This window comes from Pseudonocardia endophytica (genome assembly GCF_004339565.1).
Lineage (GTDB): Bacteria > Actinomycetota > Actinomycetes > Mycobacteriales > Pseudonocardiaceae > Pseudonocardia > Pseudonocardia endophytica.
On record NZ_SMFZ01000001.1, the window covers coordinates 4006069 to 4021098 of the forward strand.

Genomic DNA, 15030 nt, shown 5'->3' on the forward strand with positions numbered 1-15030 from the left:
AACCAGAGGAGGGGTCACATGACCGCCGTCGACCACGCCCGGCAGGGCACCCGCGTCACCCGCTACTGGCCGGCGCTCGCCGGGGTCGCGCTCGCCGCGATGAGCGCCTACGGCATCGCGAGCGGCGCGGACGTCGCCGCCGTCGTCGCCGCGTCCGGGTTCGTCTACCTCGCCGCGGCCGCGCTGGGAAGCCGAGCGGCGGCCTGGCCGGCGTTCGGCGTCTCGTTCGTGTTGATCGCCCTGGAGAAGGTCGTCCCGGCCGCCGACCCGGTCGCGACGATGTCCGCGGTCGCTCTCGTGCTCGCCGTCGTGGGGGTGGTGCGGGGCAGGCTGCGGCCGGGTTCCGGTCTGCCGCTGCAGGGCGCGGCGATGCTCGTGCTCGCACCGGTGGCGCTGGTCGCCTCGCAGGCCGCGCCGGTCCTGGCCGGGCTGCTCGTCGCGGGCGCTCTGCTGGCGCACGCGGCGTGGGACGTCCACCACCACCGGACCGGCCGCGTCGTCGTGCGCTCGATGGCCGAGTTCTGCGTCGTGCTGGACACCGTGCTGGCGGTGCTCGTGCTGGTGGTGACGTTCGCATGACCGCCGCCGTGACGGGAAGGCGCTTCGTCCTGCACTACGTCGAGATGGTCGTGGCGATGCTGGTCGGGATGGTCGTGCTCGGCGGCCTGCTGCGCGTCGGGCTGGCCATGGCCGGCGTCGGGTACTCGATGGAGCGCTTCCCCGAGGTCACGATCGTCGAGATGGCCGTGACCATGATCGTCGGGATGGCGGCGTGGATGCGGTTCCGCGGTCACGGGTGGCCGGGGACGCTGGAGATGAGCGCCGCGATGGCGTTGCCCGCGATCGTCGTCCTCGTGCCGGTGTGGCTCGGGGTACTGGACGCCGGCACGGCCATGGCCGTCGAGCACGTGGCGATGTTCGCGCTGATGTTCCTGGTCATGCTCCGGCGCCGCGGCGAGTACGCGCACTGATACTGGCCTCATGGACGAGAACACCGGCAGCCGCCCGCTCGAGGAGGGCATCGTCCGGGACTTCCGGTCGAACCTGTCCTACGGCGGCTACCTGCACCTCGACGAGCTGCTGTCGGCCCAGGTGCCGTTGTCGACGCCCGAGCAGCACGACGAGATGTTGTTCATCGTCCAGCACCAGACGTCGGAGCTGTGGCTGAAGCTGGTGCTGCACGAGCTCCGGACGGCGTGCGACGACCTGGCGCACGACGACCTCCCGCTCGCGCTCAAGCGGCTGGCGCGGGTCAAGAACATCCAGCGGACCATGATCGAGCAGTGGTCGGTGCTGGCGACGCTGACGCCGTCGGAGTACGTCCGGTTCCGCGGGTTCCTCGGCACGTCGTCGGGGTTCCAGTCCTACCAGTACCGGGCCGTCGAGTTCGTGCTCGGCAACAAGAACGCCGACATGCTCGAGGTGTTCTCCGACGACCAGCGGGCGACCGCGCTGCTCGTCGCGACGCTCGACGCGCCGAGCCTGTACGACGAGTTCCTGCGCCTGCTGGCCCGCCGCGGCCACCCGGTGCCCGACGAGCTGCTGCACCGCGACGTCCGCGCCGCGCACGTCCGCAACGACGCCCTGGTGCCGGTGCTGGCCGCGATCTACGCCGACGTCGAGCACCACTGGGACGCCTACGAGGCGTGCGAGGAGCTCGTCGACATCGAGGAGAACTTCCAGCTCTGGCGCTTCCGGCACCTCAAGACGGTGGAACGCACGATCGGGTCGCTGACCGGGACCGGCGGCTCGTCCGGGTCGGCGTTCCTGCGACGCGCGCTGGAGCTGACGTTCTTCCCGGAGCTGTACGCGGTGCGCGGCCAGCTCTGAGGTGGGTCCGCGCTCCCGCGGTGGCCCCGACCTGTGCCGCACCCCGGCCCGGCGTGTCGCACCTGTCGCTGCCGGTGCGGCACGCCGAGAAGGGGTGCGGCACCGGACCCCGGCTCAGGCGCTAACGACGGGCCCGCCGGCGCCGAGCCCGTCCGGGGGCGGTGGCGCGAGCGCGTCGCCGGGCTCGGAGCGATCGGGAGTCGAGGTGCTCGACACGACCGGCGCCCACCCGGGCACAGCGGTCCGGTCGCCGTGACGCCGTCGGCGGCCCCCGTCGTGCGCCGCGCGGTCCGGGTGTCGGTGGCCGGGCTGATCGGCTTCTACCTGTGTCTGTACGTGTTCGATGACCCGGTCGCCGCCACGTACGCGATGTTCGGCGTCGTCGCGCTCGGCGTGTTCTCGGCCGAGGTCGTCGGGACGCCGCGGCGACGGTCGGTCACGCTCGCGGCGGCATCGGTGGCCGGAGCCGTGCTGGTCACGCTCGGCACGCTGCTCGCCGTGTCCACCGCGGCGGCCGTGGCCGGCATGCTCGTCGTCGGGTTCGCCGTCGCCTACGCCGGGACCGGCGGCCCGCGCCTGGTGGGCGCCGCCAACGGGCTGCACCTGCTCTACGTGCTGCCCTGCTTCCCGCCCTTCGCGCCGGACACGCTCGGCCAGCGGCTCGGCGGGCTCGCGCTCGGCGCCGTGCTGCTGATCCTCACCGACCGCTACCTGCTGCCCCCGACGTCGCCGGAGCCGGTCGCGGACCGGATCGCTCGCCTGGCCGACGACGTCGCCGGGTACGCGACGGCGGCCGCCCAGGCGCTGCGCGGGTCCGCGACGCCCGACCCCGACCGGCGCACGGCCGTGGCCGACGAGGCCGCGCGCCTGCGCCTGACCCGGATGGCGACGACCGACCGTCCGTTGAGCCCCGGCGTCCGGGAACGGAGCCTGCTCGCCGTGACCGCGGGCGTCCGGGCGGCCGCGGACCGGGTCGTCGCCGTCGCCGACCTGCTCGCCGGCGGCGGGCCGCACCCGCGCACGGCCGACCTCGTCGAGGAGACCTCGCGCGTCCTGACGGCCCTCGCCCGCGCCCTGCGGGAGCCGGAGCGTTCGCTCCCGGTCGATCTCACGGCGCTCGACACCGCGCTGGCGGCGTACACCGCGGCGCGGCGATCGGGGTCGGAGAGGACGCTGCGGGCCGGGCTCGCCGCCGTCGCGCTCGCCGAGGACGTCCGGTACGCCGCACTGGCCGCCACCGGATTCACCGGCGCGCCCCGGCCGTCGGAGGCCGAGACACCGCCGTTGCTCTGGTTCCTGCACGCGGACCGGGCGCGGTTGTGGTGGGTCCGTCTGCGCGGGCACCTCACCCCGCGCTCGGTGTACCTGCAGAACGCCGTCCGCCTGGCGCTCGGGCTCGCCGTCGCGCGGCTGGTGGCCGGCCTGTTCGACCTCTCGCACGGGTTCTGGGTGCTGCTGGCGACGCTGTCGCTGATGCGGACGTCCACGCCGGCCGACCGGCCGGTCCTGCTGCGCGCGTTCGCCGGCACGCTCGCCGGGGCCGTGGTCGCGGCGGGCGTGCTGTACGTGGTCGGCGGGGACGTGGACGTCTACGCATGGCTGCTGCCGGTCGTCATGGTCGTCGCGTTCACGATCGGGCCGCTGTTCGGCGTCGCCGCCGCGCAGGGCGGGTTCACGGTCGTCGTCGCCGTGCTGTTCGCGCAACTCGCGCCCGTCACCTGGCGGCTGGCCGAGGTGCGGCTCGAGGACGTCCTGATCGGCGGGGTGATCGGCGCGGTGATCGGCGCTGCGGTCTGGCCGCGCGGTGGCGGCGGCGAGGTGCGACGGGCCGGGGCGGCCGCGCTGGACGCCGTCGCCGACGAGATCGAGGCTCTCGCCGCACGCCTGTCCGGTGTGCCGGGCCCGGACGTTCCGGACCCGACGCTGCACCACCACACGCTGATGCTGGACAACGCCTACCAGCAGTACCGCACCGAACCGCTGCCGTCGGGGCCCGCGCCGGACTGGCTCGCCGTCGTCCTCGTCGTGCACCGGCAGGACACCTACGCCGACGCGCTGCGCGACCGCCATCCCGAGCCACCCGTCGTCGTCCGGCCCGGTGACGAGGCGTTGTCCCGCAGCGCCGCGGCCGTCGCGACGGCGTACCGGGACGCCGGGCGGGCCGTCGCGGACGGGCGGCCACCGCCACCGGGCGGAGCCACGAGGAGCCGGGAGTCGTTCCCGCCGCTGCCCGGCTCGTCGGTCGAGGGCGACGACCGCCGCCTCGACGGATGGGGCTGGCTGCACGGCCTCTGCGACGACCTGTCCCGCGTCGAACGCGCCCTCACCCCGGACGCCCGTACAGGTTCCTCTCAGGACGGTGCGGCAGAGTCGAGGGCGTGACATGGCTCGACGTACTGATCGTCCTGATCCTGATCGGGGCCGCTATCACCGGATTCCGCAAGCTCGGCGGCAGCGGGCGCGCCGGTGCGCTCCTGGGACTGCTCGTCGGGGCCGGGCTGTGCGCGGGGTTCGGCATCCGGCTGGCCGCGTTCGGGACGGACCCGTCGAGCAGGCAGGTGCTGTTCTGGGTCGGTGTGGTGGCCGGGCTGCTGCTCGGCTCGATCATCGGCGGTTTCCTCGGCGGCCTGCTGTCCCGGGTACTGGCGGCCGGGCGGCTGACGATCGTGGACCGCGCGCTCGGCGCGCTGGCCGGGGTGGCCGGCGCGCTGCTGGTGCTGTGGCTGCTGGTCACGGTCGTCCCGGTGCTGCTCGGGCCCGGTCCGCTGGAACCGATCAACGCCGTGATCACGACCCTCGGCGGGCACAGCACGTTCCTGGAGGCGTTCGGGAACTCGTTGCCGACCACGGCGGCAGACGTCCAGCGGCTGCTCACCGGAACCCCGTCGGCCTGACCCTCCCCGCCTCCCTTGACCGTCGCGGACGCCGCGTGATTGTGTGGAGAAACGGTTGATGTAAAGCTTTACATCACGTGGCTTGGTGCGAGGGGGCACACATGCTGAGGTACCGACGACGATGGATCGTCGCCACGTTCGTGCTGGTCGTCACGGCGATCGCCTACGTCGACCGGGTCAACCTGTCGGTCGCGGCGCCGGTGATCACGAAGGAGTTCGGCACCAACGCGGCCGTGATGGGCGTGCTGCTGTCCAGCTTCACGTGGACGTACACGCTGCTGAACCTGCCGGCCGGGATGCTCGTGGACCGGATGCGTATCCGGGTGCTCTACGCGCTGGCGCTGCTGGTCTGGTCCGTGTCGAGCTTCCTCACCGCGCTGGTCACGTCGATCGGGGCGCTGTTCGGCCCGCGCCTGCTGCTCGGCGTCGGTGAGGCGCCGTTCGCGCCCGCCGCGATCCGCACGCTGGCGGACTGGCTCCCGAAGTCCGAACGGGCCACCGGCAGCAGCATGTTCATCTCCGGCGTCGCGCTCGGCTCGGCCGTCGGGCCGCCCGGGCTGGCCGCGCTCGTCTCCGGCTACGGCTGGCAGGCCGCGTTCGTCGCCAGCGGTGTGCTGTCGCTGCTCGCCGCGCTGATCTGGTACGCCTGGTACCGGCACCCGCTCGAGGACACCCGGCTGACGGCCGAGGAGCGCGAGCTGATCATGCGCGACCAGGAGCCGCCCGCGCAGCAGGGCAGGGCCCCGTGGAGCGCGATCGTGCGGCACCGCGACATCTGGGCGATCACCGGCGGCTACTTCTGCCTGCTGTACATCCTGTACACCTTCATCACCTGGCTGCCGAGCTACCTCGTCGAGGACCGGGGTCTGACCGTGCTCGGGTCCGGAGTCGCCACGTCGATCCCGTGGGCGGTCGCGTTCGTGGCGGGCATCCTCGGCGGGCGGATCTCGGACGCCGCGCTGCGCCGCGGGGTGTCGACGCTGAACGCGCGCAAGATCGTGCTGGTCGGCGGCATGGTCGCGGCGCTGGCGATCCTCGGGACCGCGCTCGCGAGCTCGGCGTGGCTCGCGATCCTGTTCCTGGCGATCTCGACGAGCGGGATCATCGTCGCGAACGGCGCCGTCTGGGCCGCCACGCAGGACCTGATGCGCGCGCTCGACCTCGCCGGGTCGGCGACCGGGTTCGTCAACGCGCTGGGCAACGTCGGCGGGATCATCGGCCCGATCGCCACCGGGGCGCTGGCGTACGCGACCGGGTCGTTCCTGGTGCCGCTCGGGGTGGCGGCGGGACTGGCGCTGCTCGGCGCCATCGCCTGGGGCGTGGGGATGCGCAGCGAGCCGAAGGTGCCGGCGGGCGCAGCGGCCTGACGGCCGGGCAGGCTGGACGGGTGCACGATCACGCCCACCGGCTCGGTCTCGGCCTGGCCGCCGTCGCCCGTCCCGCCTACATCACGTCCGGCCGCGACCGGCTCGGCGCCACCCGCTCCGTCGACGACCTGCGCGTTCGGACCCGCGAGCTGCTCGACGCGGCGTACGCCTCCGGCATCCGCTACCTCGACGTCGCGCGTTCCTACGGGCGCGCCGAGGAGTTCCTCGCCGCGTGGCTCGCCGACCGCCCGGAGATCGACGACGTCGAGGTCGGCTCCAAGTGGGGCTACCGGTACGTCGGGGACTGGCGGATCGACGCGGACGTCCACGAGGTCAAGGACCACTCGCTCGCCGCGTTCACCGAGCAGGTCGCGCAGACCCGCGCGCTGCTCGGCGACCGGCTGGGCGTCTACCACGTGCACTCCGCCGTCCCCGAGACCGGTGTCCTCGACGACGACGGCGTGCACCGCGCGATGGCGGCGTTGCGGGACGGCGGGATCCGGGTCGGGATCTCCACGTCCGGGCCCGCCCAGGCGGACGTGATCCGCCGGGCCCTGGACGTGCGGGTGGACGGCGAGCCGCTGTTCACGTCGTTCCAGTCCACGTGGAACCCGCTCGAGCCGTCCGCAGGGCCCGCGCTCGCGGACGCCGCGTCCACCGGCGCCCGGGTGATCCTCAAGGAGGTGTTCGCGAACGGCAGGCTCGCGCCGGGTCCGGACGCCGACCCGGGCGCGGTCACGATCGCCGAGTGCGCGGGCGTGCCGCTGGACCGGATCGCCGTCGCGGCGGCGCTGGCCAACCCGTGGGCCTGGCGGGTGCTGCTCGGTCCGGTCGACGTCGATCAGCTGGCGAGCAACGTCGGCGGAGCCGACGTCGACGTGCCGGACGGCCTCGACGCCCTGTGCGAACCGCCCCCGCGGTACTGGGCCACCCGCGCCGCCCGGCCATGGGCCTGACCGCTCCGGACGGGTGCCGGCCGTCGCTCCCTTCCCGCCTCCCTCCCCTCGCCCCTCCCCCTCGCGAACGAACGGCACCTTCGAGCAATGCCATTGCTCGAAGGCGCCGCTCGTTCGGTAGGTGGGGCGGCTCCCTGCGCGGGCGGCTACTTGGTGGGGATCGGGTTGTAGCCGTCCAGGACGTTGTGCCCGGCGTCGACCGGCAGCGCGACCCCGGTGATGTTCACGGCCTCGTCGCTGACCAGCCACAGGATCGCGTTGCTGACCGTCTCCGGTGGCATCATCGCCCGCCCGTGCAGCAGGTGGAAGTGCCGGACCGCCTCGAACGCCTCCTCGCGGGTGGCGCCCGCGCTGCCCGCCATCCGCTCGTAGAGCGGCGGGTTGTTGACCATCCGGGTGTCGATCACACCGGGGCAGACGGCGTTGCAGCGGATGTCGTACGGCGCGAGCTCCACGGCGTAGTTCTTCATCAGCCCGACGACGCCGTGCTTGGCGGCCACGTAGTGCGACAGCTGGTAGCCGGGGCTGAACCCGTTGACCGACGCGGTCAGGATCATGACCCCGCTGCGCCGCTCGATCATGTGCGGCGCGACCGCCTTGCAGGTGCGCCACACCCCGGTCAGGTTGACGTCGATCATGTCCTGCCACTGGTCGTCGCTCAGCTCCCAGAAGTTCGCCTGGGAGTAGATGCCGGCGTTGGCGCAGAGGATGTCGATGTGTCCGAACTCGGACAGGCCGCGGGAGACGGCCTCGTCGAGCTGGCCCTGCTCGCGCACGTCCGCCTGCAGGAACAGGGCGCGCCGGTCCAGCTCCTCGACCTCGGCCGCGGTGGCGTCCAGCTCCTCCTGTGTGGACAGTCCGTACGGCACGGTCCCGATGTCGCGCAGCACGTCCACGCCGATGATGTCCGCGCCCTCCCGCGCGAGCGTGAGCGCGTGCGCGCGGCCCTGCCCGCGTGCCGCGCCCGTGATCAGTGCGACCTTGCCGTCCAGCCGACCCATGATCGTTCCTCCCCGTCGAGGTGGTTCCTGCGACCCGAGTAGACCGTGCGCCCGCGGGTGCGGCCAACCCCGCCGCCTCCCGCCCGCCGGCGGCGATGACGCAGTCAGATCGAACGGATCTGTTCGACGACGGCGGGCCACGCCCCGGACAGCGGGTCGATGACGGCGAAGTGGTCGGCACCCGGCACGGCGACCAGGCGCGGACCGGGCCGCGCCAGGACGTAGGACTCGGAGATCTCCAGCGGCACCCGGTCGTCGCGGTCGCCGTGCACGATCGCCACCGGGCCGTCCGGCGCCGGGAGCCGCGCCGGATCCAGGTGCTCGGAGCCGGACGCGGGCCCGCCGAGGTACGCCGCGACGGCGCCGCCGCCGAGGTCGCGGCGCTCACCGAGCGCGAGGTCGGCGACCGGCGCCAGCGCCACCGTGCCGCGGACCGACTCCGGGTGCGTCGCGGCCTGGAGCAGCACGAGGTGCCCGCCCGCCGAGTGCCCGACCGTCACGACGCCGTCGCCGTGTCCGCCCGCCGCGCGGATGCCGGCGTCGACGTCGGCGACGGACGCCTCCGGGTCGCCCGGGATCCGGCGGTACTCCAGCGAGATCACCGGCCACCCCGCCTCGTGCAGGGCGGTGGCCATCGGCCGGGCGTGCACCCGGTCGAACGCCGGCCGCCAGAACCCGCCGTGCACGATCACGACGGTCGGTCGGCCGGGTTCTCCACCCGGCCACATGTCCATCACCTGGTCCGGGTCGCTCCCGTAGGACTCCCTGCGGTCGGGCTCCGGCGCCGGTCGGCTCAGCACGCTCACGGACCCGGTCTAGCACGGACCTCGCAGGCGCTCGCCCGACGGCGCAGGCCCTGCGGGACGTGCGAGGTCAGGGGAAGCCCTTCGAGATCGGCGCCGTGGAGAGGCACCCGTAGAGATGAGGCGGCTCAGCCTCGGACGGCCGGGTCCGGCAACGGCCACGGCGGGACGGCCGGCGAGCCGGCGACGGCGGGGTTGCCCTCCGGCGCGAGCGGCGGCGGGAGCTGCTGGCCCAACCAGTCGAGCACGCCGGGCAGCTCGGCGTGCACGGCCGTGGCGTTGTGCCCGCCGCCCGGGAAGTCCTCCGTGTCCACCTGCTCCGGTGCAACGGTGGCCGCGCGCATCCGCGCGATCGCGGCCTGCTCGTCGACCTCCCCGACGCCCGCCGCCAGCAGGATCGCGGTCGGCGCCGGGTGGTCGTGCAGCAGGACGTCGACGTCGTTGGCGTTTCGCACGTCCTCGCGCCCGCGGAACAGGTTGCCGGTCGTCACGTCGTCCGCGGTGCGGTCGTAGCCGGACAGGCTGGCCGCGGTGCCGTACCACTGCGGGTGGCGCAGGGCGAGGTTCAGCGCGCAGTAGCCTCCGGTCGACCACCCCGCCAGCGACCAGCTCGCCCGTCCCGTCCGGACGCGCAGCCGCTGGGTCGCCCAGTCGTGCAGGTCGGTGGACAGGAACGTGTCGTCCCGGACGCCGCCGACCGCGTCGACGCACTCCTGGTCCTGCACGAGCCGCGGCTCGCCGCTGATGTCCGGGATGACCACGACGGTCGGTGGCATCCGGTGTCCGGCGATCGCGGCGTCCAGCAGGTCCGGCAGCCCGAACAGCGACGCCAGCTCGCGCGGCTCGCCGGGGAAGCCGGGCAGCCACTCGGTCACCGGGAAGCGGGCGTTCGCCATGGCCGGGTCGCTGTAGGCCGCGGGCAGGTAGACGTCGACGTCGCGGTGCACGCCGCTGTGCGTGCCGTCGACGGTCAGGTGGACGGTCGTGCCCTTGCCGGCCGCCGCGCGGCTCGCGGACACCGTCCCGGTCGACGGCAGGAACTGCCCGTTCGGACCGGCCTCGGCCTGCGTCCCCTCGGACGGGTCGGCGGACGTGCCGACCAGGGTGCCGAGCGTCGGGTAGAAGCTGCCCAGCGAGTTCACCGCCAGCGCGCAGGCCAGCACGACCGCACACACCGCCGCCAGCGTCGACGCCGACCGCCCGGTCCGGCGACGCCTCCACCGGTCCCAGCGCCACGGCACCAGCACGACGGCGAGCACCGCGAGGACGGCGACGCCACCGACCACCCATCCCCCGGTGAGCGCGATCTCCGACGCGTGCACGCCGCGACGGTAGCGGCGCCCTGAGCTGCGCCGATCGCCGGTACGCAGACGTCCGCTAGGCCCGGTATCGGGCGATCTCCACGGGTCTCGGGTCGTTCACGGGCGTTCGTTCCCCTCCGATGCGACGCCCTCGGCGCGCAGGACCTCGGCGGTGAACGTCTCCAGTGCGTGGCGGCAGCGCTCCAGCAGGGCGGCGGCGTCCTTCGCCCGTTCGTCCGAGAAGAAGTCCCGCACGGTGATCTTCTCCAGCCAGCCGGAGAGCCGGTCCAGGTCCTGCTCGTTCTCCTCCAGCTCGGCGAACGTGAAGTTGGACCGGTCGGTCTCCTTCGCCAGCTCGGCCAGCAGCTCCTCGCCGCGCTCGGTGAGCTCGGCGTACTCCTTGGCGCGGTCGGAGCGGAACCGGGCCACGATCTCGTCGTCCTCGAGACCGGTCGCCGACGTCGTGCGGAAGGCGAACGCGGTGCCGCCGTGCTCGCGCACGTAGGCCGCGAGACCGGTCAGGAACCGGACGTGCGGTTCGCCGTCGGGCAGCACCCAGGCGCCGTTCTGCACGCCGATCGCGCCCGCCGAACGGGCCCGCCGCCACACCGTCACCCGCGGGCTCGACGGGGAGGCGGGCAGCTGCGCGAGCAGCAGGACCCACCCGCGGGCGTCGTCGCCGTGATCGCTCACCCGCGGAACGCTACGGAGGCGGCGCAACCGGGAGCAACCGGAGTCCCGATCATTGCCGGCGTGTTTCGAAACGCGGGGAGAGGGCGTCTCTGGATCGAGCCAGTAACCGGTCCGGGCCGTTCGGCCCTTGGGCCGGGGCGACAACCCACCCACACTGAGGTGAATGCGCCGCGAACGGCGCGGTCACCGCACCCGTTGGCGGAGGTTCTCCCATGCCGAGGTTCGTGTACGACTTCGCCGAGGGCGACAAGGACCAGAAGGACCTGCTCGGAGGCAAGGGCGCGAACCTCGCCGAGATGACCAACCTCGGTCTCCCCGTGCCGCCCGGGTTCATCATCACCACCGAGGCCTGCCGCGCCTACCTGGCGGACGGCGCGGAGCCGGACGGGATGGCCGCCGAGGTCACCGAGCACCTCGCGACGCTGGAGACCGCGATGGGCCGCAGGCTCGGCGACCCGGACGACCCGCTGCTGGTCTCCGTCCGGTCCGGGGCGAAGTTCTCGATGCCGGGAATGATGGAGACGGTCCTCAACGTCGGCCTGAACGACGCGTCGGTGCACGCGCTGGCCGCACGCGCGGGTGACGACCGGTTCGCCTGGGACTCCTACCGGCGCCTGGTGCAGATGTTCGGCGCGACGGTGCTGGGCATCGAGTCCGAGCACTTCTCCGACGCCGTCGAGGCCGCCAAGAAGGCCAAGGGCACGCGCAACGACCTCGACCTGGACGCGGGCGACTTCGAGCGGCTGGTGGAGACGTTCAAGGGGATCGTCCGCGAGCACGCCGGACGGGACTTCCCGCAGGACCCGCGCGAGCAGCTCGACCTCGCCGTGCACGCCGTGTTCGACTCCTGGAACTCGCCACGGGCGAACCTCTATCGGCGTCAGGAGCGGATCCCGACCGACCTCGGCACGGCCGTCTCGATCGTCTCGATGGTGTTCGGCAACCTCGGCATGGACTCCGGAACCGGCGTCGCGTTCACCCGCGACCCCGCCTCCGGCGCCCGCGGCGTCTACGGCGACTACCTGCAGAACGCGCAGGGTGAGGACGTCGTCGCCGGCATCCGGAACACGTTGCCGCTGACCGATCTGGAGCAGCTCGACAAGACCTCGTACGACCAGCTGATGGACATCATGACAACGCTGGAGAACCACTACCGCGACCTGTGCGACATCGAGTTCACGATCGAGCGCGGCAAGCTGTGGATGCTCCAGACGCGCGTCGGCAAGCGCACGGCGGCGGCCGCGTTCACGATCGCCACCCAGCTCGTCGACGAGGGCATGATCGATCTCGACGAGGCGCTGCGGCGGGTCACCGGCGCGCAGCTGGCCAACCTGATGTTCCCGCGGTTCGACCGGGACGCCGAGAAGAAGCTGCTCACCACCGGCATGAACGCCTCGCCGGGTGCGGCCGTCGGGGCCGCCGTGTTCGACTCGGCGACGGCGGTGGCCCGCGCGAGGTCCGGCGAGCGCGTCGTGCTCGTGCGCCGGGAGACGAACCCGGACGACCTGGACGGAATGATCGCCGCGACGGGTGTGCTGACCAGCCGCGGCGGACGGACGTCGCACGCCGCCGTCGTCGCACGCGGGATGGGGAAGACGGCCGTCTGCGGCGCCGACGAGCTCGAGGTCGACGTCGCGGCGAAGCGGTTCACGACGTCCGACGGCGTCGAGGTGGCCGAGGGCGAGGTCATCTCGATCGACGGCACGAACGGCGAGGTCTACCTCGGCGAGGTGCCGGTCGTCGCGAGCCCGGTCGTGTCCTGGTTCGAGGGCACGCTCCACGAGGGCACCGGCGACGATCTGGTGGACGCCGTCGCCCGCATCATGCGCCACGCCGACGAGACGAGACGGCTGAACGTCCGGGTCAACGCGGACACCGCGGACGACTCCGGACGGGCGCGGCGCTTCGGCGCGGAGGGGATCGGTCTCTGCCGCACCGAGCACATGTTCCTCGGCGACCGGCGCGAGCTCGTCGAACGGCTGGTGCTGGCCGAGAGCCGCGACGAGCGGGAGAAGAGCCTGGCGGCGCTGCTGCCGTTGCAGATGGAGGACTTCACCGCGATCTTCCGCGAGATGGAGGGGCTGCCGGTCACGATCCGGCTGCTGGACCCGCCGCTGCACGAGTTCCTGCCGGACCTGACCGAGCTGTCGGTCGAGGTCGCGCTGGCGCGTGAGCGGGGAGAGGTCGACCAGGAGCGCGAGGACCTGCTCGTCGCCGTCCGGCGGCTGCACGAGCAGAACCCGATGCTCGGCCTGCGCGGCGTGCGGCTCGGTATCGCCGTGCCCGGGCTGTTCGCGATGCAGGTCCGGGCGATCACCCGCTCGGCCGCCGAGCTGGCCGCGCAGGGTGTGTCCGTGCACCCGGAGATCATGGTCCCACTGGTCGGCACGGTGCAGGAGCTGCAGGCCGTCGCGGCGGAGATCGCCGAGGTGGTCGCGGAGCCGGAGTCGCACGTGAACGGCGCCCCGGTGCCGCACCAGGTCGGCACGATGATCGAGCTGCCGCGGGCGGCGATCGTGGCCGCGCAGATCGCCGAGTCCGCCGAGTTCTTCTCGTTCGGCACGAACGACCTCACCCAGACGACGTGGGGCTTCTCCCGCGACGACGTGGAGAGCTCGTTCTTCTCCGAGTACCTGGAGCAGGGGATCTTCGGGGTCTCGCCCTTCGAGTCGCTGGACGTCGAGGGCGTGGGGCACCTCGTCGAGCTCGGGGCGCGGGAGGGCAGGCGCACCCGTCCGGACCTCAAGCTCGGGATCTGCGGCGAGCACGGCGGGGACCCCGACTCGGTGCACTTCTTCCACCGCGTCGGTCTGGACTACGTGTCCTGCTCGCCGTTCCGCGTGCCCGTCGCCCGATTGGAGGCCGGGCGCGCCGCTGTGTCGCCGGACTAGTCCGTTCGACGATTCTCACGAGCCTTTCGACAGACCTGGCGATGTCCGGACAGGTGTCCACCCGTCAGACTCTGCGCGCCGGACCGGGCGATCGGTCCGGTGACGCGACGGGAGGCGGGCCATGCCCGGGTCGACGACCGACCGGCCGAAGGTCCTCTACATCGCCGGATGGGGACGCAGCGGCACGACACTGCTGGACAACCTGGTGGGCAGCCACCACGGCGTGTTCACCGCGGGCGAGGTGACCTGCCTGTGGAAGCTGAGCTTCGTCGACGGCAGGCTCTGCGGCTGCGGTGTCCCCCTCCTGAACTGCGACCTGTGGCGGGCGATCCTCGACCGCGCCTTCGGCGGCCCACCCGACCCGTACCACATGCTGGAACTGCAGCGCACGGCGATCTCGGTCTGGCGCACCCCGACCATGGTGTCCGGTGCCCGGCGCGGGGAGATCGACGCCGGCGTCGTCGAGTACGCCGACGTGCTGTCCCGTCTGTACCGGGCGATCGCTGCCGAGACCGGCGCGAGCGTGATCGTCGACGCGTCCAAGCGCCCGCCGGACGCGGTGGCCACCGGGCTGGCAGAAGGGGTCGACCCGTACCTGCTGCACATGATCCGCGACCCCAGGGCGTGCGCGTTCTCCTGGCAACGGACGATGGCCCAGCCGGACACCTCCAGCCCGTCGCTCATGCACCGGCACGGGCGCCTGATGAACATCGGCCACTGGGTCAGCTGGAACCTCGCCAGCGAGATGGTCAGCCGTGTCTACCCGGAGGGCCACTACACGCAGCTGCGCTACGAGGACTTCATGACCGACCCCCGGGCCACGATGGACCGGGTGATGGAGTTCGTCGGCGAACCCGTCGTGGACAGCCCGTTCGTCGACCGCACGACGGCCCTGCTGCCCGCCAACCACACCGTCGCGGGCAACCCCAAACGGTTCCGTACCGGTGAGGTCCGGATCCGGCTCGACGACGAGTGGCGCCACCGTCAGAGCGCCGTGGACCGTCGGACGGCGACGGCGTTGGCGCTCCCGCTGCTGCCGCGCTACGGCTACTCCGCCGGCGTCGACGAACGACCGCTCGTCACGAGCTGACGACGGCGTTCAGCCGCGCGTCCACCGGCGTTCAGGGACGCGGACGAGGATGCCGGCTGTGGACGAGCTGCTGAGCGGTACCGCACTGGCCGAGCGGGCGGCACTGGCGCTGGCGGTGCCGCTCGTCGCGGCGCTGGACGTGCGCCTGATCGACGCGGCGGATCCGACCGCTGGCGTGTTCTTCGAGGTCGCGGACGGCGTCGC

General features: G+C 73.0%; 13 protein-coding genes. 9 read left to right on the top strand and 4 right to left on the bottom strand.

The window, feature by feature from the left end:
• The first annotated feature begins 18 nt into the window (after positions 1-18).
• From EV378_RS18650 to EV378_RS18680, 7 genes are all read left to right on the top strand, one after another.
• Positions 19-579 carry a hypothetical protein gene (locus EV378_RS18650; protein ID WP_132427124.1) on the top strand — a complete coding sequence of 187 codons (561 nt, stop codon included), beginning with the start codon at positions 19-21 and terminating at the stop codon, positions 577-579.
• Entirely contained in the window at positions 576-971 is a 396-nt protein-coding gene (locus EV378_RS18655) for a hypothetical protein (RefSeq protein ID WP_132427126.1), read from the top strand. Before EV378_RS18650 ends, EV378_RS18655 begins: the two co-directional genes overlap by 4 nt.
• Before the next feature lie 10 nt (positions 972-981).
• Positions 982-1830 (top strand): tryptophan 2,3-dioxygenase, encoded by an 849-nt coding sequence (locus tag EV378_RS18660; RefSeq protein ID WP_132427128.1) that lies wholly within the window; start codon positions 982-984, stop codon positions 1828-1830.
• 252 nt (positions 1831-2082) lie between these two features.
• Positions 2083-4212 carry an FUSC family protein gene (locus tag EV378_RS18665; RefSeq protein WP_132427130.1) on the top strand — a complete coding sequence of 710 codons (2130 nt, stop codon included), beginning with the start codon at positions 2083-2085 and terminating at the stop codon, positions 4210-4212.
• Positions 4209-4724: a CvpA family protein gene (locus EV378_RS18670; protein WP_165922334.1), complete on the top strand. Its 516-nt coding sequence runs from the start codon at positions 4209-4211 to the stop codon at positions 4722-4724. The genes EV378_RS18665 and EV378_RS18670 overlap by 4 nt, the downstream gene beginning before the upstream one ends.
• A 101-nt stretch (positions 4725-4825) precedes the next feature.
• Complete coding sequence (locus EV378_RS18675; RefSeq protein WP_132427134.1) at positions 4826-6091, top strand: MFS transporter; 1266 nt, start codon at positions 4826-4828, stop codon at positions 6089-6091.
• A gap of 20 nt (positions 6092-6111) precedes the next feature.
• The gene (locus tag EV378_RS18680) at positions 6112-7047 is read left to right on the top strand and encodes an aldo/keto reductase (protein ID WP_132427136.1); all 936 of its coding nucleotides are present in this window, start codon (positions 6112-6114) and stop codon (positions 7045-7047) included.
• A gap of 146 nt (positions 7048-7193) precedes the next feature.
• Here the strand turns inward: EV378_RS18680 and EV378_RS18685 are convergent, their stop codons facing one another.
• From EV378_RS18685 to EV378_RS18700, 4 genes are all read right to left on the bottom strand, one after another.
• A complete protein-coding gene (locus EV378_RS18685; RefSeq protein WP_132427138.1) occupies positions 7194-8048 on the bottom strand; it encodes a mycofactocin-coupled SDR family oxidoreductase in 855 nt (284 codons plus the stop codon).
• Positions 8049-8152: 104 nt separating this feature from the next.
• Entirely contained in the window at positions 8153-8854 is a 702-nt protein-coding gene (locus tag EV378_RS18690; RefSeq protein ID WP_243653543.1) for an alpha/beta hydrolase family protein, read from the bottom strand.
• 125 nt (positions 8855-8979) lie between these two features.
• Positions 8980-10173 carry an alpha/beta hydrolase gene (locus EV378_RS18695; RefSeq protein WP_243653544.1) on the bottom strand — a complete coding sequence of 398 codons (1194 nt, stop codon included), beginning with the start codon at positions 10171-10173 and terminating at the stop codon, positions 8980-8982.
• Between the two features lie 96 nt (positions 10174-10269).
• On the bottom strand, positions 10270-10845 hold the full coding sequence (locus tag EV378_RS18700) for a Chromate resistance protein ChrB (protein ID WP_132427142.1): 576 nt from the start codon (positions 10843-10845) through the stop codon (positions 10270-10272).
• Positions 10846-11057: 212 nt separating this feature from the next.
• On the opposite strand from EV378_RS18700, the gene ppdK reads away from it, so the two are divergent.
• A complete protein-coding gene (ppdK, locus tag EV378_RS18705) occupies positions 11058-13736 on the top strand; it encodes a pyruvate, phosphate dikinase (RefSeq protein WP_132427144.1) in 2679 nt (892 codons plus the stop codon).
• A 121-nt stretch (positions 13737-13857) separates the two neighbouring features.
• Positions 13858-14826 carry a sulfotransferase gene (locus tag EV378_RS18710; protein ID WP_132427146.1) on the top strand — a complete coding sequence of 323 codons (969 nt, stop codon included), beginning with the start codon at positions 13858-13860 and terminating at the stop codon, positions 14824-14826.
• The last annotated feature ends 204 nt before the right edge of the window (positions 14827-15030 follow it).